The following is a 19,174-nucleotide window of genomic DNA, read 5'->3' as shown; positions in this document are numbered from 1 at the left end:
CCCCTTCCTCTTCCCTCAGGGCGCCGGGCGCCCACATCCGTGGCCTTGGCTATCCTCGTTCCGCCCCCCTTTTACCGTATTGAGGGGTGCCCGCTCCGGCGGCCGCGGTCGCGGCCTAGTTCTTTCACTTCTACTCGTAGCGCAGCGCGTCCACCGGCTTGGCCGCCGCCACCCGGGCGGCGTGGCCGGCCACCGTCACCCAGGCGATGACCAGTGCCGCCAGCCCGGCGACGGCGAAGACCAGCGGGTTCAGCGCGATGCGGTAGGCGTAGCCCTGCAGCCAGCGGCTGAGCCCCAGCCAGGCCAGCGGCCAGGCGATGAGGTTGGCCACCATGACCGGCTTGCTGAACTGCCAGACCAGCAGGCGCACGATGTCGGTGACGCCGGCGCCCAGCACCTTGCGCAACCCGATCTCCTTGGTGCGACGCTGGGCGGTGAACGCGGCCAAGCCGAACAGACCCAGGCAGGCGATCAGGATGGCGAGGCCGGTGAAGCCCGCCAGCAGGGTTCCCTGGCGCATCTCGCCCGTGTAGGCGTCGCGGATATGGTCGTCCAGGAACTGCCGATTCCCGGGGATGGTGGGGAAGGTGTCCTTCCACAGCTGGTCGATGGCGGCCAGCGTCGTGGCCCCGGCGGCGGGCGTCAGGCGGACGGCCATGACATCCAGGCCCCGTTCGTCCAGCAGGAAGGCGGTGGGCTGCAGTTCCGTCCGGGCGCTGTTGAACTGCCAGTCGTCCACCACGCCGATGATGGTCAGCGGGTAGTCGACGTCATAGATCACCTGGCGGCCCACCGCCTCTTCCGCCGTATGGAAGCCCAGGCGCTGGACGGCCCGCCACGACAGCACCACCGTGCGGCCCAGGGGGTCGGTGGGGCGCACATTGTTGAGGCCCTCACTCGGGGCCGCCGCCGCTGGGTCGCGCAGCGCATCCGCCGTGGCGGCGCGGTCGAACAGGCGGCCGGCCAGCAGCCGCACGCCCATGGCCTGCAGATAATCGTGCCCGATGAATTCGCTGCGGAAGACGATGGTGCCGTCATCCACCGTGCCGGGCACATGATAGTTGTCGGTGCTGTCCGACCCGTCGCTGGGTGCGTGGAAACTGGCACCCGCCTGGGCCACGCCGGGGATGCGCAGCAGCGCCTGGCGGAAGCTTTCGATGTGGGTGCGTGCCTCCGGCTGGTGCAGCTCGCGCACCAGCAACACACCCTCGGCGTTGAAGCCCAGCTGCTGGCTGCTGACGTAGCGCGTCTGCTGGAAGATGACGATGGTGGAGATGGCCAGCAGGATGGCGGCGCTGAACTGCGCCACCACCAGCAGGGTGCGCACCGCCGATCCGCCCGACGACACCGTCCCGCCTTTCAGCAGGACCGAGGCGGTCGGCCGCGACAGGACCAGCGCCGGGTAAAGGCCGGCCAGGCCGCCCACCGCCAGCACACCCGCCAGTTCCGCCACCAGCAGCCAGGGGCTGTAGAGGTAGCCCCGGTCGAACCGGATGCCCAGCACGGACACGAAGGTGGGCATGAGCATTTCCAGCAGGACGTACCCCAGCACCGCCGCCACCAGGGTCAGCAGCACCGATTCCACCAGGAACTGGCCGACCAGCAGCCCGCGCGGCGCGCCCAGCGCCTTGCGCACCGCCACCTCGCGCACCCGCAGGGAGGACCGCGCGGTCGACAGGTTGACGAAGTTGACGATGGCGATGCCCAGCACCACGGCGGCCACCGCGACCAGGCCGCGCAGCACGCCCAGCAGGTTGGCGCCGACCCCGGTGGGATCGGTGTGGATGTGGGTCAGGCCGGTCAGCACCAGGGCCTTGGCCGGCTTGTTGGTGCCGGTCGACAGATAGTTGGGGTCGCGTGCCGTCAGGAAAGCCGGGAAACGCGCCGTCAGCGCCGCCGGGTCGGTGCCCGGCTTCACCAGGATATAGGTGCGGATGAAGTTGGTGTTCCACACCGTGTCCATGCGGGTGAACCAGCCGTCGAAATTCTCGCCCAGGCGGGTCCCGATGGTGGTTAGCATGGCCCCGCGCCGCAGGTGGGTGTTGGTCGGCAGGTCGCGGATGACGCCGCTGACCGTCAGGCTGACGCCGTTGGTCAGCGTCAGCGTGCGGCCCAGGATGTCCACGCCATTGAAATACTTGCGCGCCACGCTTTCCGGCAGCACGACGGTGCCGGGGGCGGCCAGGGCCGTGCCCGGATCGCCGGCGATGAAGGGCAGGTCGAACAGCCGGAAAAAATCGGCATCCACCACGAGCATCCACTCGCGAAAGGCGTTGCCGTCGCGCGACGCCACCACCGCCTCGCTGTGGATGCGCACCATGGCCTCGATCTCGGGGAAGTCCTGCTTCAGCGCCGGCCCCAAGGGCTTGGCCGTGGAATCGTAGGTGATGGGCATGCGCCCAGGCACGAATTCCGTCTTGTCCACGCGGTAGATTTGGCCAGCCTTGCTGAAGAAGCCGTCGTAGTGCGTTTCATGCCACACATAGAGGCCCAGCATGCTGGCGGCGGCGATGCCGATGGCGAGGCCGGCCACGTTCAGCAGCGTGTACAGCCGGTCGCGCACCAGGATGCGCACCGCCACCCGCAGGAAATTGCCCAGCATCTTCATGGCGAGGACTCCTTATTCATAGCGCAAGGCGACGACGGGTTTGGTGGCCGCCACCCGGGCGGCGTGCAGCCCCACCGTGGCCCAGGCGACCACCAGGGCCGACAGGCCGGACGCCACGAACAGCAGGGGATTGAGGGAAACGCGGTCGGCGAAGCCATCCAGCCAGTGGCGCATGGCGACCCACGCGACGGGCCAAGCGATGACGTTGGCCACCAGCACGGGCTTGGAGAACTGCCAGACCAGCAGGCGCACGATGTCGGTGACGCCGGCGCCCAGCACCTTGCGCAGCCCGATCTCCTTGGTCCGCCGCTCGGCGGTGAAGGAGGCGAGGCCGAACAGGCCCAGGGCGGCGATGACGATGGCCAGTCCCGAGAAGGCGGCGAACAGCTGGCCGGTCTTGGTCTCGCGCTCATAGACGCTTTGCAGCTGGGCATCCAGGAAGACGCGCGGCACGGGCCGGTCCGGCACCAGCTGGCGCCAACTGCGGTCGATCAGGTCCAAGGCTCCGGGCATCTCCCCCGCCTTCACCCGGATCAACAGCTGGCTGTAGTTCTTGGGCGTCACCAGGAATATCTGCGGCGCCACGGCGGTGTGGACGCTGCCCTGGTGGAAGTCTTCCACCACGCCCACCACCGTGATCTCCACCCCCGCCTCACCCTCCTTGCCGGGCAGCATCAGCGGCTGGCCCAGAGCCGCTTCGGGCGAGGCGTAGCCCAGGCGCCGCACGGCCGACTGGTTCAGGACCACACCGCCATGGCGCAGCTTCTGCGGATTGGCCGGGTCGGCCGGAGGAATGGTGTCGGCTGGATGGTCACGATCGAAGACGCGGCCGGCCACCAGCCGAACGTCGAGGGTGACGAAATAGTCCGGGTCCACGGCGTCGCGGCGCAGCACCAACGCCCCGTCATCGGCCGGTGCCCCAGGATGGTTCACGCCCGTGTTGTTCTCCGTGCCGCTGCCGGGATAGGAGTCGGCCAGCGACGCCGAGGCGATGCGCGGGTCCTGCCGCAGGGCGTCGCGCAGGGTCTCCGCCTTCCGCTGCAGGTCCGGGCCGTACAAGTCGGTCAGCACGACGACGTTTTCCTTGTTGAAGCCCAGCGCCCGGCCCTGGGCGTAGGCCAGTTGGCCGTAGACCACGCCCGTCGCCACCATCAGGCTGATGGAAATGGCGAACTGCAGCACCACCAGGGCCACGCGCAGGCGCCCGCCCGCCCCGCTGCCCCCGCTGTTGCCCTTCAGCACCGGCCCCGGCTGGAAGGCGGACAGGAAGACGGCCGGATAAAGCCCGCCGACACCGCCCACCACCAGCACCAGGGCCGCCAGGCAGCCCAGCACCCGCGCGTCGCGCAGATAGTTGAAGGCGAGCGACGGCTTGCCCAGGAAGGCGGCGAAGGACGGCAGCAGCACCTCCACCAGCGCCACCGCCAGGATCAGCGCCAGGCCGGTCAGCAGGATGGATTCGCCCAGGAACTGCGCCATGATCTGGCCGCGGCTGGCACCCACCACCTTGCGCAACGCCACCTCGCGCGCCCGCAAGGAGGCCCGCGCCGTCGCCAGGTTCATGAAGTTGATGCAGGCGATGGCCAGCACCAGCACGGCGACGGCGGTGAAGATGCCGACCTCCAGGGGGCTGGTCCCCTCCACCATCGCGTTGCGCACCGGATGCAGGTGGGCCTGCGTCAGTGGCACCAAGAAGAACTTGAACACCTCGCCCAGATGGACCTCGCCCGTGCTGGTGCGGATGGGCGGGATGGCGGCGCCGAAGGCGGGAAGGCCGGCCCGGATGGCGTCGGCGCCGGCCTGCGGGTCGATCTCCGGCTTCAGCTTCACAAAGGTCAGGGTCATCAGCCCTCCCCAGTGGTCCCGCAGGTAGTCCGGGGTCTGGTTGGCCTGGCTGTCCATGGGCAGCAGCAGGGCGAAGGCGAACTGGGTGTTGGCCGGCAGGTCGCGCATGACACCCGTCACCCGCAGCGGATGCCCGTCCACCAGCAGCGTCCGGCCCAGCGCGTCGGCGTCGCCGAAATACTTGGCGGCGGTCTTGCGCGTCAGCACCACGGAATTGGGGTCGTCCAGCGCCGTGGCGCGGTCGCCGGCCAGGAAGGGCCAGTCGAACAGTCGGAAGAAGCTGGCGTCGGCCACGGCCACCTGTTCGCTGAACAGCGTTTCATCCCGCTTGAGGCTGGATGTCTGGGGCAGGATGCGGGCCATCTCGGCCACCTGCCGGGGGAAAGCCTGCTTCAGCGCAGGCCCCACGGGCATGGGCAGCGCCGCCCCATCCTCCGGCGCGCGGCCGGGCAGGGTGGCGGTGACCAGCACCTGCTGGATGTGGTCGGCGTCGGTGACGTCGCGGTCGTAGGTCAGTTCGTTATGGACGAACAGGCCGATCAGGATGGCCGACGTCAGGCCCAGCGCCAGCCCCGCCACCGTGATGGCCGAATAGAGCTTGTGCTTGATCAGCGTGCGCAGCGCCACGGTCAGGTAATTGGCGAGCATGGGGCGGCATTCCCCCTTTCCGGCGAAGGGCGGCGGCAGACAGCGGGCGGGCGGACGAAAGGAAGCGCGGCGTCAGGCGGCGCGCAGGTTTTCCGCCACCACCTGGCCGTCGAACAGGTTGATGATGCGCCGGGCGTACTGGGCGTGGGGCATGGAGTGGGTGACCATGACGATGGTCGTGCCCTCGGCGTTCAGCTCGGTCAGCATGTTCATGACCTCTTCGCCGTTGGCGCTGTCCAGGTTGCCGGTGGGCTCGTCCGCCAGCAGCATGCGGGGGCGCGAGACGACGGCGCGGGCGATGGCGACGCGCTGCTGCTGGCCGCCGGACAGTTGCTGCGGCAGATGGCTTTCGCGATGGGCGATGTTGACCTTGGCCAAAGCCTCCTTCACCCGCTCCTTCCGCTCGCGCGCCGGGATGTCGTGGTAGAGCAGCGCCAGCTCCACGTTCTCGAACACCGTCAGCTCGTCGATCAGGTTGAAGCTCTGGAAGATGAAGCCGATGTTCTTCTTGCGGATGTCGGCCAGCTTACGCTCGCCATAGCCCGCCACATCCTCATCCCCGAACCAGTATTGGCCGCTGCTGGGGTTGTCCAGCATGCCCACGATGTTCAGCAACGAGGACTTGCCGCAGCCCGACGGGCCCATGATGGCCACGAACTCGCCCTGCTTGATGTGGATGTTCACCTGGTTCAGGGCCGTGGTCTCCACCTCTTCCGTGCGGTAGACCTTGGTCAGATCGACTAGCTTCAGCATCCTTGCCATCCCCGTCTTATGACAACAAATTCAATGATCGTTTCGCGAACGGATCAATTTAGTTCGATGCGGTCCATGCGCGCCAGGTCCCCGTAGGAGGAGACGATGACCCGATCGCCCGGCGCCAGGCCGTCGCGCACCTCGATCATCTGGGCGTTGCGCCGGCCCAGATGCACGCGCCGCTTCTCGGCATAGGCGCCACCCGGCTGCACCACGAAGATCCAGTCGCCGCCCGTGTCCTGGTAGAAGCCGCCGTTGGGGATCAACAGCGCGGCGGTGGCGGCCCCCAGCTTCAGGCGCATCTGCAGGGTCTGGCCGCTGCGAATATCCTGCGGCGCGGCTCCTAAGAATTCCAGATCCACCTGGAACTGACCGTCACGGACCTGCGGATAAATCTTGGCGACCTTCAGCTTGTACTCGCCGGCGCCGATGGCGGCCTCCGCCGTCTGGCCCAGTTCCAGGCGCGACAGGTAGAATTCGTCCATCTGGGCCTGGACCTTGAACCCGTCGTCACGGTCGATGCGGCCCAGGCGCTCGCCCTTCTGCTTGGTCTGGCCGATCTCCACGTCCAGCACGGTGATCTGACCGTCCACCGGCGCCCGCACCACCAGGCTGTCCAGGTTCTTGCGCGCCATGGCCAGGTTTTCCTCCAGACGGCGGGTGCTGTCCTGCATCTCGGTGTACTGGCTGGCGCGCATCTGGTCAGTGGTGCGCATGGTCTCCAGCGTCAGCTCGCGCCGGCGCTCGTACCATTTGATCTGGTCGCGGATGATGTCGATGTCGCGCTGCGAGGAGGCGCCCGTCTTGATCAGCGCCGTCTTGCGCTCCAGGTCCTTGGACAACCAGGAGACGTTGTAGTCGCACTCCGCCAGCTCGCGCTGGTTGCTGATGCGGTTGGTTTCCAGCTGCAGCTCGGTGTCGTGCAGGCGATTGATCTGTTCCATCACCTGCGCCTCGCGCGAGATGATGTCCAGCTGCAGCTGGGTGTTGGACAGCTCCACCAGCGGCTGGCCGGCCTTCACCTTCTGGCCCACCTCCACCAGTTTCTTTTCCACCCGGCCGCCCTCGATGCTGTCGAGGTAGACGCTGTTCAGCGGCTCCACCGCGCCGCGCACGGGAATGAAATCCTCGAACGTGCCCTGGGACACCGTGGCCACGGTCAGGCGCGATTCCGCCACGCGCACAGTCTGGCCGCCCTGGGTCTGGGTCAGGACGATCGCCCCGCCGGCCAGGGCCAGCACCACCGCGCCGGCCGCCCAGGCGCGCTTGTCGGTGCGGGCGCGGTGCACCCAGCCCTTCCAGCCCTTGGGCTTTTCCACGCGGCGGTCCATGCCGGCCCCCATGCCGCCGGTGCCGCTCACGCCCGTCGCCTTGACGATGTGAACGCCGCCGCCAACGGGCCCCTCCACGCTGGGCGAACCCGGCGCGCCCATCACAGCGCCCCCAGGCAGCGGATGGCCACCACCAGCAGGGCGCTGACCAGCCACAGGTCCGGATTGACCGACAGCAGCGCATCCTCGACCCGCTCGATCAGCGACCGGGTGTCGGCGACCTCTGGCATATCCAACAGGATGTCGTTCCGGACCATCATGACCCCACTTCCTTTTCAGTCGGGCAGGGCGGGCCGGGAAGGGCCACCCCGCCAGCGTCCCATCACAAGGCGGACGCTGCGGGCTTCCCAGTGGCAAAGGGTATGCCAGATCTAGATTTTGTTATTTATCAATGGATTGAACGCAAACACCCCGCGTCCGTTTGCGGACACTGTCCGGATGCGGACACCTGAGGGTGCGCGGAATCAGGCGGCGGGTGAAGGTCCGATGATCGGAAGCATTGAAAGCTGAAGCCACGCCGCCACTCCGTCACTTGGCTGGAGGATCATCCTCCATGATGTTCATCGTTGGACCAACAGCCCAGCGATGATATCTGTAAACGAACCATTTCCCGAAAACTTTTATCGCCATGAATTCGCCAGCACAAGAGGTGTTACAGAGTTTTACTTCTGATAAATATCTAAATAGCATCCTTTCAAATGTCACATACGCGATATTATATTTATGGCATTCCTTATTTTTCTCATATTCCAAAAAACTTGAACAACCATCTAATTCACTCACATTGTGAACTCTAGACTTATTGCTGGTGATTGTGTTTTTGAGGTCATCAGTCGGATCATGGTAATTAATAGAGAGATATATATCCTTCTTTCCCTCACTATCATCAACAAATCTTCGTGCAATCACATTTGCCGACTGATCAAGGTCCTCCGCAGAGAGATTCATATTGTCGCAATTCAGTATATATAGGAAAAATAGAGAAATTATGAAAGATAAGATCCCAACAAATCGAATAAATATTCGAATTGACATACGAATGCATCGCATCTCAGCCACCTATTTTCATATGAGATAGCGCAAAATCATCCGCGCAGCATTCCGCACCTGGATTGTCATCGGTCTTCACACCGCAATGACCACCTTGGTTCTGATGTCCCAGCTCATGTAGAATCACAAAGCGCATCATTTGCTCGCGGGTGAGGTTTTGAAGTCCCGCAATATTGCCTGATGCTGCGGCGCTCATGTAAATCGTCGAGGTGTTTGTTTCCGGATCCGTCAGACCGCCGGCCACTCGACCGCCTTTAAGTTGGCTTGCCGCAAATTTCGCCGCATCAAACGTTCCCAACTCTTGTGGATTTTTCATTCCATCCCCGATGGCGGCGTATGAAGGAGCAAAAGTATATGTTTGGTGGAAAATTTCATTATATAAACTTTCTTTTGGAACAAGTCCCTCCTCTCTCAACCCCGCCAATACCTTATCATACAACACCCTGGCAGCCGCAGGCTGAAGCAGGGTCTTCGGATCGATGTCGGCTACCCCACAGATCCTTGGAGAAGGGGCGGCAGGCACTGCGGATTTGGCCGGCGCGCCGCGACCGTTCGACGCCTTCGGCTTCACCTCAAGCGGCGCACGCGCCCCATTTCTCGCCCTGCCTTCGTCCGCAAAGCGCCCACCATCGTCGCGCAGCTGGTCGGGACTGTACTTCGCCAGGTTGTCATTGGCCCGCGCCAGGCGGACGGCAGCGTCCCAGTCCAGCTCGGGCAGGCGCAGGTGCACGGCGCGGATCATGGCTTGGGCCAGGTCGCCCCGGTTTAGGGCATCGGCGATCTTGGCCAGGCCAGGCAGTATAGCGGCCCCCTGCTCGGCACCGGCATAGGCGCGGCGCAGCAGTGCTTCCACTTCCGTCCCCGGTCGGGGCTGGAAGCCTCGCGCCCCCTTGACCAGCAGGGGCACGCCGGCCAGGGCCACGCCCTCACCCGTGCAGCTGACGCCCAGGCCGCCCGGGCAGTTATTCAAGCGATACCGACGCTGCCAACCATCCATGTTCGCTCTCCCTTATTGACGAAAGAGCAACATATGTTCCTTTTTTGTTCTTGTCAACCTTAAGCGGATCGTTCCGGGGATGCCCGCCCTGGAACGCGAACCTGGCGGTTCCGGCACTACCGCGTCACGCCGCCCGGATGCCGGTGAGGAAGGCCTCGATCTCGCGCTTCAGGGTGGCGGCCTGGCCGGAGAGGGAGCCGGCGGCGGACAGCACCTCGCCGGCCGCGGCGCCCGCCTGGCCGGCGGCGCGGGTGACGTGCACCACCCCGCTGGTCACCTCCCGCGTGCCCACCGCCGCCTGGGCGACGCTGCGGCTGATCTCGGTGGTGGTGGCGTTCTGCTGCTCCACCGCCGAGGCGATGGTGGTGGTGATTTCCGAGATGTCGCCGATGGTGGCGGCGATGGCCTGGATGGCGTCCACCGCCCCGCCCGTGGCCGTCTGGATGGCGGCGATCTGGCCGGAGATCTCCTCGGTGGCCTTGGCGGTCTGGTTGGCCAGGCTTTTCACCTCGCCCGCCACGACGGCGAAGCCCTTGCCGGCCTCGCCCGCCCGGGCGGCCTCGATGGTGGCGTTCAGCGCCAGCAGGTTGGTCTGGCCCGCGATGTCCTGGATCATCTGCACCACGGCGCCGATGCGGGTGGCGGCCTCCGCCAGGCTCTGCATGGTCTGGTTGGTGGCGCGGGCGTCGTCCACGGCGCGCGACGCCACCTGGGACGAACGCACCACCTGGCGGCCGATCTCGGCGATGGAGCTGGTCATCTCCTCCGTCGCCGCCGCCACGGTCTGCACGTTGGCGGAGGTCTGCTCCGCCGCGGCGGACGACATGGTCGCCTGCTCCCGCGTCTCATTGGCCATGCTGTTCATGGTGCCGGCGGCGCCGTGCAGGCGGTCGGCGGAGGTCGAGACATTGTCCAGCACGACGGCGACGGCGTGGTCGAAGTCCAGGATCAGCCGCTCCACCACCTGGGTGCGGCGCATGCGCTGTTCCTGCGCCGCCACCTGTTCCAGGGCCAGCATCTCAGCCCGCTGGGCGTTCTGCTTGAACACCTCCAGCGAGCGGGCGAGCGAGCCCACCTCGTCCTTGCGCGCCGTGCCCTCCACGATGATGTCCTGGTCGCCGCCGGCCAGGCGTTCCATGGTGTGCGCCATGCGCACCAGCGGGCGCGCCACCAGGCGCTGCACGATCAGCCACAGCACGGTGACGGCAGCACCCAGGCCAATGGCGCTGGCCACCACCAGCAGCATGACGGCGCGGCGGCCCTCGTCCGCCGCCGCCGCCTTGCCGGCCGCCAGCTCGCCGTCCGTCATCTTGACCTGCAGATTGATGGCGGCGGTCGCGGCCTTGCGCGCCGTGCGGCCTTCCTTGGCGGAGAAGTCGTAGGCCTGGTCCAGTTCCTGGCGCAACCCCATGGGGGCGACGATGTCCGACACCTCCGCCCGACGCTTCACCGCCTTGACCATCTCTTCCGTCAGCTGGCGGTCGGCGGTGGTGTCGACCTGGGCCAGGCGCAGGTTGGCCAATTCCACCGCCTGGGTGAAATAGTCCCGCCGCTGCTTGTCGAAGTTGGCGCGGGCCTCGGCGTTGCGCTCCAGCAGCAGGTTCTTCTCGGCGATGGTGCCCTCGTTCATGGCGTTGGCCAGTTGCATCACCGTCTGCCGGCGCAGGGCCAGCACGTCGACCAAGTGGTCCGCCTGGCGGTTCAGCGCGGTCATCGCCGCCCCGGCATAGAGGATGAGGCCGCAGACCACGATCAACAGCATGCCCAGCGGTATGGCCATCTTGCGGGTCAAGGCCAGATCGGAAACCCAACGCATCGTCATCACTCCTGAAACTTGAGGGGTCCGAGACCTGAGGAACCCCCCTCTCACACCGGCATTCTGTCCTGGGAGTCTGGTGAATCCCGTTAACGGCGACGACTTATGCTGAGGGATATGACCTTGACCTGGATCAACGCCCCGGCGGCGGGACGGGTGGAAAAGGAGGCATCGCCAGAGGGTCCGTCCCGGCTGGCCCCTCTCAAGGTCTCCGATCCATGCCCGCCCTTTCCTCCCCCGCCCCATCCGCGGTCCCCGTGCCGCCGGCCAACCGGACGGATGGCGTCCTGAACCTGGATGGCCTGCGCGCCTTGCGCCCGGCCACGGAACCGTTCCCCCACCTGGTGATGACGGGCTTCATCGCCCCCGTCGTGGCCGTCACCGCCCGCCACGACTTCCCCGACAGCCCCCACGGCGGCCTGGTGCCCGCGCCCTCGCGCGCGGAGCTGGAGCGGGGCGACCTGGACGGGTTCACCCGCCTGCTGGCCGCCTTGACGGCGCCAGAAACGACCCAGGCCTTCGCCGAGACCTTCGGTCTGGACCTGGACCCCGATGCCTTGATGGTCACGGTGCGCAGCCGTTGCGTGCCCAAGGACGGGCGCATCCACACCGACAGCGTGACCAAGCGCCTGACGGCGCTGCTGTACCTGAACGACACATGGACCGCGCCCGGCGGCCGCCTGCGCCTGCTGCGCAGCGCCGACGACATGGAGGACATGCTGGCCGAGGTGCTGCCCCTGGACGGGACGCTGGTGGCCTTCCGCCGCACCGACAATTCCTTCCACGGCCACAAGCCGCATGACGGCGTGCGCCGTTACATCATGCTGAACTGGATGGTGGATGCCGGCACCGCCCGGCGCGAGACCCTGCGCCACGGCGTCACTGCCGGACTGAAGCGCCTGGGCAACGCCTTCTCCGGCAAGGGAGAGATGTGATGAGCATGCCGGCCCCGTCCGATACCCTCGCCTTCGACCCCCAGGCCTTCGACGCCGCCACCGGCCGCCACGTTCGCGCCTGCCTCAGCGCGGCGGACCGGGACGATCGTCCCTACCGCCACTGGTATCTCAACAGCGTCTTCCCGACCGCCGTGGCGGAAGCGCTGGCCACCCTGCCCTTCGCGGCGCCGGAGATCGATGACACCCGGGGCCGGCGGGAGACGCACAACTCCACCCGCACCTTCCTGTCGACCGACAACCAGCTGCTGTATCCGGTGTGCGGCGCCGTGGCCGCCGCCTTCCAGGCGCCGGAAACGGTGGCCACCCTGGCGCGGCAGTTCGGCGTGGACCTCATCGGATCGTCCCTGCGCATCGAATATTGCCTGGACCGCGAGGGATTCTGGCTGGAGCCACATACCGACATCGGCGCCAAGCTGTTCACCATGCTGGTCTATCTCAGCACCGGTCCGGATGCGGAAACTCTCGGCACCGACATCATGGATGGGCCTGGGGGCGGCCATGCCGGCCGGGCGTCGGGCCAATTCAACACCGGCCTGGTGTTCATTCCCGGCGGCGACACCTGGCACGGTTTCGCCCGCCGCCCCTTCCGGGGCGTCCGTCGCACCATCATCATCAACTACGTGAAGCCGGAATGGCGGGCGCGGCATGAACTGGCCTTCCCCACCGAGCCTGTCGGCCTAACCTGAACGCAACTAAAAGGATAGGCCGCAACGCCATTGGAGATGGCCTAAACCCGACCATATGATCGGCCCTGGCCTGGATTCAGGGGCGCAAGGGCGGTCGTGACGGTCGATTCCGACATCGGAGCGGCGGGGGTGGCGGAGGCGGAGCGGTCGCGCGGCCCCTCCGCCATGGCGGCATTGCGACTGCAGATGCTGGCCGCCGTGCTGATCCCCCTGGCCCTGCTGGCCGCGGCGGGACTGGAAAGCCGGCGGGACATCGTCGCCCAGGCCGCCGACCGGGTGGAGCGCATCGCGGTCGCGATCGACGAACACGCCCAGAAGGTGATCGAGAGCGACCGGCTGATCCTGGACCGGGTGCGTGACCTCGACCCCGCCCATTCCCCGGACCAGGACGAGGTGCGTGCCGCCCTGGCGGGCATGGTCGCCGGCATCCCGCAGATCCAGACGCTGTGGCTATGGGATGCGGCGGGCCGGCCCCTGGCCGCGAGCCGCCACCATCCCGCCGCCGGCAGGCCCGACATCACCGATAGCCCCGCCTATGGCCAGCTGCGCGCCGGCCAGACGGAGTTGCTGATCCCACCAGCCGACAGCCTGGGGGCCAATGCCGGGGAATGGGCCGGTCAGCGCGTCTTCAGCCTGGCCCGCCGCCTGAGCCACCCCGACGGCAGCCTGGCCGGCATCGCCGCCGTCTCCATGTCGCTGGCTTATTTCGATGATTTCTACCGGCGGGTGACGCAGGACGACCCGGCCACGACCGTCATGCTGGTCAATCGCGAGGGCACCGTCATGGCCGCCCGCCCAATGGCGGCGGATGGCGCGCGGGTCGATCCCGCTTGCCCCGGCACCCGCGCCACCTGGCGCCCGCCCGCCCCCGAAGGGAGGCCCAATGATGGATGGGAGCGGCTGACGGCCTGCCGGCTGATCGCCAACGCGCCGCTGACGGTGATGGTGGGCGTGAACCGGGCGCAGTTGGATGCATTGTGGCAGCGGCGCCTGGGCTGGCTGGCGCTGCTGACCCTGCCTGTCATGGGCACGCTCTGCGCCACCACGCTGCTGGCCCTGCGCCGCACCCGGCGGGAGACGCTGGCGGCCCGGGCCCTGCGCGCGGCGGAGGCCCGGCGGAAGCAGGCGGAGGGCGCGCTGCTGCGCACCCAGCGGCTGCAGGCGCTGGATCAGATCACCGGCGGCGTCATCCACGACTTCGCCAACCTGCTGATGACCGTGCGCAGCGGGGCGGAGGTGCTGTGCCGCCGTCCTCACACCGAACCCCAGCGCGAGGTGCTGGACGCCATGCTGCAGGCCATATCCTGGGGGGAGCGGCTGACACACAATTTGCGCACCTTCAGCCGCCGACCCCGCCTGCACCTGGACCAGGTGCGGCTGTCGGACATGGCGGAGGACATCGCCGACCTGCTGCGCCCGGCGTTGCGCGGCGACATCCGGCTGGAAACGGCGCTGCCGCCCGGCCTATGGTCCTTGCGGATGGACAGGACGGAGTTCGACCTGGCGCTGCTGAACATGGCGGTCAACGCCCGCGACGCCATGCCCCGGGGCGGCGTGCTGCGCCTGGCCGCCGCCAATGTCCACATCGACCCGGCCAGCGACGAGAGCGAGCGCACCGGCGGCCTGATGGGCGATTTCGTGCGCCTGACGGTCTGCGACACCGGGTCGGGCATCCCGGCCGATATCCTGGACCGGGTTTTCGATCCCTTCTTCACAACGAAGCGGGACGGCCAGTCCACCGGCCTGGGCCTGGCCCAGGTGCACGGCCTGGCCCGCCAGTCCGGCGGCGCGGCCTTGGCCGACAGCCTGAACGCCGCCGCCCCGAACAGCGCGGCCGGCACCACCATCACCCTCTACCTGCCCCGGGCGGAAGAGGACGGCGCCACCCCGGTCGATGCGGTTCCGAACGTCGCCGGCAACGGGCGCCAGATCCTGCTGGTGGAGGACAACCCGGCGGTGTCCCGGGTGATGCAGGACATGGTGGAGGCGCTGGGCTTCCACGTCCTGGCCGCCACCACCGCCGACGCCGCCCAGTCCCTGTTGGCCGACCGGCCGGACATCTCGCTGATGGTCAGCGACATCGTGCTGCCAGGTGGCCGCGACGGCCTGGAACTGGCGCAGGCCGTGCGCCACCTGCACCCGGGCCTGCCCGTCCTGCTGGTCAGCGGCTATGGCGACCGGGTGGCGGAGGCGGAGAGCCTGGGCTTCGTCATCGTGCCCAAACCGCTGGACAGCACCCACCTGCGGCAGGCGTTGGCCCGCTGTCTCAGCACCCCTTCGTGAGCCGCCATCGGGAGTGGGACTACCCCGTTAAGAAAGGCGTCACCCATCCCCCATCGCGCCGGGTTTCATGAAACGCCCGTCGCTGCTATATCTGGGGCGCAGACCAGCCGCCGGCGGGTGACGCCGGCGCGAATGGAGGATGGGTGTGACCAGACACGAGGAACGGGTTTTCCGCTCCGCCAAGCCGAAAACGGACCTGGCGACCTTGCGCAATCAGTTGCAGCGCCTCAAGGGCGACCTGGAACAATATCTGGCGCGCAATCGCAGCAGCCCGATGATCGCCCCCTTGAAGGAGCGTATCCGCGAACTGGAAGGCACCATCGCCGCCGCCGAGGAGCGCAGCGCGCGCCCGCGGTCGTCCGGCTGGACCGGCTCCATCGACGGCGCCGCCGCGCAGCGGGCCGAAGCGCCGCCGCGCAGCCATGGCGGGCCCGCCGGGGGCGACCGCTTCCCGCCCCGCCGCCGCGCCGCGCCAGGCCCGACCGCCGAGGGCGACAGCGAAGAGTGACCGTGGGGGCCGGCGGGGCCCGGCATCATGCCGATGGCTCCGCCCCTCCCGCTCAGCCAGCCCCCACCAGCGTCAGGCGCCAGCGGCCCCTGGCTTTGTGGCGTCCTTGGGCGTCGCGTCCTTAGCCGCGCCGTCCCCATCCCTGTCGTGATCCCCGCCCTTGCCCTTGGGGTCCGGCGGCACGGCGATGATCTCCCGCACCGGCACGCGCAGGTGCAGGGGCTCGCCGATGATCTCGATATCCATGGGGGAACAGACCCAATCCGACCCGCCCGGTTTGGTCACGATGGCCAACTGCAGGCGGGTGGACAGGTCGGGCTGCGGCATGAACAGCTTCAGGTCATAGCGCTTGTTGACGCCCACACGGATGCGCACCGTGTAGGGGTCGATGCTGTTCCAGCCGTCGATGTCGCGGGTGAAGAAGCAGGCCGGCTGCGCCGCCATGGGCTTGGCGCCGGGCGCCTCGCTCGCCGGGACGGCGGCACCGCCGGCCGGGCTGTCCTTGTTGGCCGCGTCCGGTGGGGTGGACTGGCATCCCGCCAAGGCCAGAGCCAACACCGCCCACATCCGCATGTACCGCCTGGTCATCGCCCATACTCCCGAATTGCCGTGGAAACGGCCCTGGCAGGCGCCGGTTCCACACCCCTTATACGGGGGAGGCCCGGCCGGACCCGCTTGCGACAAAAATTCTACCCTGCCGCCGGGGCCGGGTGTACTTTCCCTAGTGGTTCAGGGGCTGTGGCATGACTAAAGCCTTCCCCTTCCGGAACAATCCGGTGGCACACCCCGCCGGACAGGAGACGACGATACATGGCGATCCGGGTACGTGAAGATTACCGGGGTCTGACGGGGCCGGAAAAGGCCGCCGTGCTGATGCTGGCGCTGGGCGAGGAACATGCCAGCCGCCTGTTCGCCCTGATGGCGGAAGACGAGATCAAGGAACTGTCCCAGACCATGGCCAACCTGGGCTCGGTCAGTTCCAACATCGTGGAGCGCCTGTTCGTCGAGTTCGCGGAGCAGATCAGTTCCACCGGCTCCCTGGTCGGCACCTTCGACAGCACCGAACGCCTGCTGATGAAGGTGCTGCCCAAGGAAAAGGTCGACACCATCATGGAGGAGATCCGCGGTCCCGCGGGTCGCACCATGTGGGACAAGCTGGCCAACGTGAACGAGCAGGTGCTGGCCAACTACCTGAAGAACGAATACCCGCAGACCGTCGCCGTCATCCTGACCAAGATCAAGGCCGACCATGCCGGCCGCGTGCTGCAGCTGCTGCCCGAAAGCTTCGCCATGGAAGTCATCATGCGCATGCTGCGCATGGAATCGGTGCAGAAGGAAGTGGTGGACGATATCGAGCGCACGCTGCGCACCGAGTTCATGTCCAACCTGGCGCGCACCAACCGCCGCGACGCGCACGAGATGATGGCGGAAATCTTCAACAGCCTGGACCGCAGCACGGAAAGCCGCTTCATCGCGGCGCTGGAGGAACGCAACCGCGACAGCGCCGAGCGCATCCGCGCCCTGATGTTCACCTTCGAGGATCTGGGCAAGCTGGACCCCTCGGGCGTGCAATCGCTGCTGCGTTCCGTCGACAAGGCCAAGCTGGCGACCGCGCTGAAGGGCGCCTCGGAAACGCTGAAGGACCTGTTCTTCACCAACATGTCCGAGCGCGCCGCCAAGATCATGCGCGAGGACATGGCCGCCATGGGCCCGGTGCGCCTGCGCGACGTGGACGAGGCGCAGATGTACATGGTGCAGCTGGCCAAGGACATGGCCGCCCGCGGCGAAATCGTCATCGCTTCCGGCAAGGGCGACGACGAACTGGTGTATTAGTGTTGTCGTTTGTTCCCTCAGGCGCCGGGCGCGGGCATCCGCCCGCTTGGCTTGTCCTCGCTTTCCAGTCCGCTCACGCTCCCCAGAAAGCTCCGGCGGACGCGGTCGCGTCCTACAGCGGCACAAGTCAAAGCCTCATGCCGCCGGCATGTCCCGCTGTGATGGGGGCCACGGCATAGCGACACTGACTGATGCACGGTGCCTGCCTCAGCCCCCGCCTGCCGGAAAGCCTGTCCCATGTCCAAGCGCCTCAGCATCGACTTCGTTTCCGACGTTTCCTGCCCCTGGTGCGTCATCGGGCTGAAGGGTCTGCAGGCGGCGCTGGCGCGGCTGGAGGGGGAGGTTGAGGCCGACATCCACTTCCAGCCGTTCGAGCTGAACCCCCAGATGGGGGCGGCGGGCCAGGACCTGGATGAGCACATCAGCCAGAAGTACGGCTCCACCCTCGACCAGATGGCCCAGACGCGGGAGATGATCCGCGCCCGCGCGGCGGCCGTTGGCTTCACCATGTCGGCCACCGGCGCCAATGGCGGCAAGCGCCGCATCTATAACACCTTCGACGCCCACCGCCTGCTGCACTGGGCCGAAACCCAGGGGTCCGAGCGCCAGCTGGCGCTGAAGCTGGCCCTGTTCGAGGCCTACTTCACCCGGGGGGAGGCGCCGTCCGACACGGGGGTGCTGCTGGCGGCCGTGGCCCAGGCCGGCTTGGACGTGGAGGAGGCCCGCGTCCTCCTGGCCGGAGACCGCTATGCCGCCGAGGTGCGCGAGGCGGAACAGCTGTGGCTGTCACGCGGCATCCAGTCGGTGCCCGCCGTGATCGTCAACGGCCGCTACCTCATCTCCGGCGGCCAGCCGCCCGAGGCCTATGAGAACGCGCTGAAGAAGATCGCCGCCGCCTGACTGGGCTTAACGGTCGCGCCGCAGCCCCCGCTTCTCGAACCAGTGCTGGGCGTAGGGATTGTCGTTATAGGGCGGAATTTCGTCATAGCCGTTGCGGGCGTAAAGCTTGCGGGCCTCGGTGAGGCTGCCGTTCGTGTCCAGCTGCAGCACGTCCACGCCGGCGGCGGCCGCACGGTCCTCCAGGGCCCGCAATAGACGTCGGGCGAGGCCCAGGCCACGAACGGGGGGCGCCACCCACATGCGCTTGATCTCCCCGTAGCCATCCCCCTTGATTTTCAGCGCGCCGCAGCCGACAGCCGCTCCGTCCAACCGCGCGACCAGGAACCAGCCTGAGGGTGGCACCAGATCCCCGGGCTCCGCCGGAGCGCTGCGCGCGGGATCGAAACCGGTGTCGAAACGCGCCGCCAACTCTTGGAAATAGGCCTGGAGGCAAGCCTGCGCCTCGTCGCCGAGGGGGTCGGCGGGCTCGATCACCACCGCCGACGCCCGCAGGAACCGCTCCACCTCCGCCATCGCGTCCAGCAGGCGTTGGCGCTGCGACGGACCCAGCGGTTCCAGCAATGCGACCGCCCGATCCCGCGAGCGCTGGTCGAGCATGTCCCATTCCCTTTCGCCCTTGGGCGTCAGGGTGACCCGCCGCACCCGCGCGTCCCGCGCGTCGGGCTCGGATCGCGTCAGCTGTTCCGCCTCGAAGGTCCGCAGCAGGCGGCTGACATAGCCCGAATCCAAACCCAGGCGTGCGCGTAGCTCACGCACCGTCGCGCCGTCCCGGCCAATCTCGAACAGCAGGCGTGCCTCACCCAGCGGGCGGCCGCTGCCCAGATAGTTGCCATCCAGCACGCCGATGCGGTGGGTCACCGCCCGGTTGAAACGACGCACGCGCGAGAGTTGATCGTCATCCATATTTCTGACTTTAGTCAGGCAATATCCGGGCGTCAATCGTCCCCACCCAATAACAAG

At 67.4% G+C, this 19,174-nt stretch carries 16 protein-coding genes; 6 read left to right on the top strand and 10 right to left on the bottom strand.

The window, feature by feature from the left end:
• Positions 1-130 precede the first annotated feature (130 nt).
• From UAA55_RS13885 to UAA55_RS13850, 8 genes are all read right to left on the bottom strand, one after another.
• Entirely contained in the window at positions 131-2,608 is a 2,478-nt protein-coding gene (locus tag UAA55_RS13885; RefSeq protein WP_322953446.1) for an ABC transporter permease, read from the bottom strand.
• Between the two features lie 12 nt (positions 2,609-2,620).
• Positions 2,621-5,101: an ABC transporter permease gene (locus UAA55_RS13880; RefSeq protein WP_322953445.1), complete on the bottom strand. Its 2,481-nt coding sequence runs from the start codon at positions 5,099-5,101 to the stop codon at positions 2,621-2,623.
• Between the two features lie 72 nt (positions 5,102-5,173).
• Positions 5,174-5,854: an ABC transporter ATP-binding protein gene (locus tag UAA55_RS13875; RefSeq protein ID WP_322953444.1), complete on the bottom strand. Its 681-nt coding sequence runs from the start codon at positions 5,852-5,854 to the stop codon at positions 5,174-5,176.
• Between the two features lie 53 nt (positions 5,855-5,907).
• A complete protein-coding gene (locus tag UAA55_RS13870; RefSeq protein WP_322953443.1) occupies positions 5,908-7,287 on the bottom strand; it encodes an efflux RND transporter periplasmic adaptor subunit in 1,380 nt (459 codons plus the stop codon).
• Entirely contained in the window at positions 7,287-7,445 is a 159-nt protein-coding gene (locus UAA55_RS13865; RefSeq protein ID WP_322953441.1) for a hypothetical protein, read from the bottom strand. The genes UAA55_RS13870 and UAA55_RS13865 overlap by 1 nt, the downstream gene beginning before the upstream one ends.
• Before the next feature lie 268 nt (positions 7,446-7,713).
• Positions 7,714-8,133: a hypothetical protein gene (locus UAA55_RS13860; RefSeq protein ID WP_322953440.1), complete on the bottom strand. Its 420-nt coding sequence runs from the start codon at positions 8,131-8,133 to the stop codon at positions 7,714-7,716.
• Between the two features lie 103 nt (positions 8,134-8,236).
• Positions 8,237-9,232, bottom strand: a complete 996-nt coding sequence (locus tag UAA55_RS13855) for a hypothetical protein (protein WP_322953438.1) — start codon at positions 9,230-9,232, stop codon at positions 8,237-8,239.
• A 124-nt stretch (positions 9,233-9,356) separates the two neighbouring features.
• Positions 9,357-11,048, bottom strand: coding sequence for a methyl-accepting chemotaxis protein (locus UAA55_RS13850; protein WP_322953437.1), 1,692 nt, complete (start codon positions 11,046-11,048; stop codon positions 9,357-9,359).
• 218 nt (positions 11,049-11,266) lie between these two features.
• Between UAA55_RS13850 and UAA55_RS13845 the strand changes: the two genes are divergently transcribed.
• From UAA55_RS13845 to UAA55_RS13830, 4 genes are all read left to right on the top strand, one after another.
• Entirely contained in the window at positions 11,267-11,983 is a 717-nt protein-coding gene (locus UAA55_RS13845; RefSeq protein ID WP_322953436.1) for a 2OG-Fe(II) oxygenase, read from the top strand.
• The gene (locus UAA55_RS13840; RefSeq protein WP_322953435.1) at positions 11,983-12,690 is read left to right on the top strand and encodes a 2OG-Fe(II) oxygenase; all 708 of its coding nucleotides are present in this window, start codon (positions 11,983-11,985) and stop codon (positions 12,688-12,690) included. Before UAA55_RS13845 ends, UAA55_RS13840 begins: the two co-directional genes overlap by 1 nt.
• Positions 12,691-12,786: 96 nt before the next feature.
• Positions 12,787-14,973 carry an ATP-binding protein gene (locus UAA55_RS13835; RefSeq protein WP_322953434.1) on the top strand — a complete coding sequence of 729 codons (2,187 nt, stop codon included), beginning with the start codon at positions 12,787-12,789 and terminating at the stop codon, positions 14,971-14,973.
• Between the two features lie 145 nt (positions 14,974-15,118).
• A complete protein-coding gene (locus UAA55_RS13830) occupies positions 15,119-15,481 on the top strand; it encodes a hypothetical protein (protein ID WP_322953433.1) in 363 nt (120 codons plus the stop codon).
• 72 nt (positions 15,482-15,553) lie between these two features.
• Here the strand turns inward: UAA55_RS13830 and UAA55_RS13825 are convergent, their stop codons facing one another.
• A complete protein-coding gene (locus UAA55_RS13825) occupies positions 15,554-16,069 on the bottom strand; it encodes a DUF6491 family protein (RefSeq protein ID WP_322953432.1) in 516 nt (171 codons plus the stop codon).
• Between the two features lie 222 nt (positions 16,070-16,291).
• Here UAA55_RS13825 and fliG point away from each other — a divergent pair, with 222 nt between their 5' ends.
• A complete protein-coding gene (fliG, locus tag UAA55_RS13820; protein ID WP_004271656.1) occupies positions 16,292-17,314 on the top strand; it encodes a flagellar motor switch protein FliG in 1,023 nt (340 codons plus the stop codon).
• Positions 17,315-17,551: 237 nt separating this feature from the next.
• On the top strand, positions 17,552-18,214 hold the full coding sequence (locus UAA55_RS13815; protein ID WP_322953431.1) for a DsbA family oxidoreductase: 663 nt from the start codon (positions 17,552-17,554) through the stop codon (positions 18,212-18,214).
• Between the two features lie 6 nt (positions 18,215-18,220).
• Here the strand turns inward: UAA55_RS13815 and UAA55_RS13810 are convergent, their stop codons facing one another.
• On the bottom strand, positions 18,221-19,117 hold the full coding sequence (locus tag UAA55_RS13810; RefSeq protein ID WP_322953430.1) for a bifunctional helix-turn-helix transcriptional regulator/GNAT family N-acetyltransferase: 897 nt from the start codon (positions 19,115-19,117) through the stop codon (positions 18,221-18,223).
• Positions 19,118-19,174 lie beyond the last annotated feature (57 nt).

Origin of the sequence: Nitrospirillum guanabarense (assembly GCF_034653355.1) — a bacterium.
Lineage (GTDB): Bacteria > Pseudomonadota > Alphaproteobacteria > Azospirillales > Azospirillaceae > Nitrospirillum.
Note: the sequence above shows the minus strand (reverse complement) of the source record. Positions and strands in the feature narration are given on the sequence as shown.

Excerpts from the sequence above, each read along its gene's own strand:
- UAA55_RS13885 (WP_322953446.1), bottom strand. The coding sequence starts at position 2,608 with ATGAAGATGCTGGGCAATTTCCTGCGGGTGGCGGTGCGCATCCTGGTG.
- UAA55_RS13880 (WP_322953445.1), bottom strand. The coding sequence starts at position 5,101 with ATGCTCGCCAATTACCTGACCGTGGCGCTGCGCACGCTGATCAAGCAC.
- UAA55_RS13875 (WP_322953444.1), bottom strand. The coding sequence starts at position 5,854 with ATGCTGAAGCTAGTCGATCTGACCAAGGTCTACCGCACGGAAGAGGTG.
- UAA55_RS13870 (WP_322953443.1), bottom strand. The coding sequence starts at position 7,287 with ATGGGCGCGCCGGGTTCGCCCAGCGTGGAGGGGCCCGTTGGCGGCGGC.
- UAA55_RS13865 (WP_322953441.1), bottom strand. The coding sequence starts at position 7,445 with ATGATGGTCCGGAACGACATCCTGTTGGATATGCCAGAGGTCGCCGAC.
- UAA55_RS13860 (WP_322953440.1), bottom strand. The coding sequence starts at position 8,133 with ATGAATCTCTCTGCGGAGGACCTTGATCAGTCGGCAAATGTGATTGCA.
- UAA55_RS13855 (WP_322953438.1), bottom strand. The coding sequence starts at position 9,232 with ATGGATGGTTGGCAGCGTCGGTATCGCTTGAATAACTGCCCGGGCGGC.
- UAA55_RS13850 (WP_322953437.1), bottom strand. The coding sequence starts at position 11,048 with ATGCGTTGGGTTTCCGATCTGGCCTTGACCCGCAAGATGGCCATACCG.
- UAA55_RS13845 (WP_322953436.1), top strand. The coding sequence starts at position 11,267 with ATGCCCGCCCTTTCCTCCCCCGCCCCATCCGCGGTCCCCGTGCCGCCG.
- UAA55_RS13840 (WP_322953435.1), top strand. The coding sequence starts at position 11,983 with ATGAGCATGCCGGCCCCGTCCGATACCCTCGCCTTCGACCCCCAGGCC.
- UAA55_RS13825 (WP_322953432.1), bottom strand. The coding sequence starts at position 16,069 with ATGACCAGGCGGTACATGCGGATGTGGGCGGTGTTGGCTCTGGCCTTG.
- fliG (WP_004271656.1), top strand. The coding sequence starts at position 16,292 with ATGGCGATCCGGGTACGTGAAGATTACCGGGGTCTGACGGGGCCGGAA.
- UAA55_RS13815 (WP_322953431.1), top strand. The coding sequence starts at position 17,552 with ATGTCCAAGCGCCTCAGCATCGACTTCGTTTCCGACGTTTCCTGCCCC.
- UAA55_RS13810 (WP_322953430.1), bottom strand. The coding sequence starts at position 19,117 with ATGGATGACGATCAACTCTCGCGCGTGCGTCGTTTCAACCGGGCGGTG.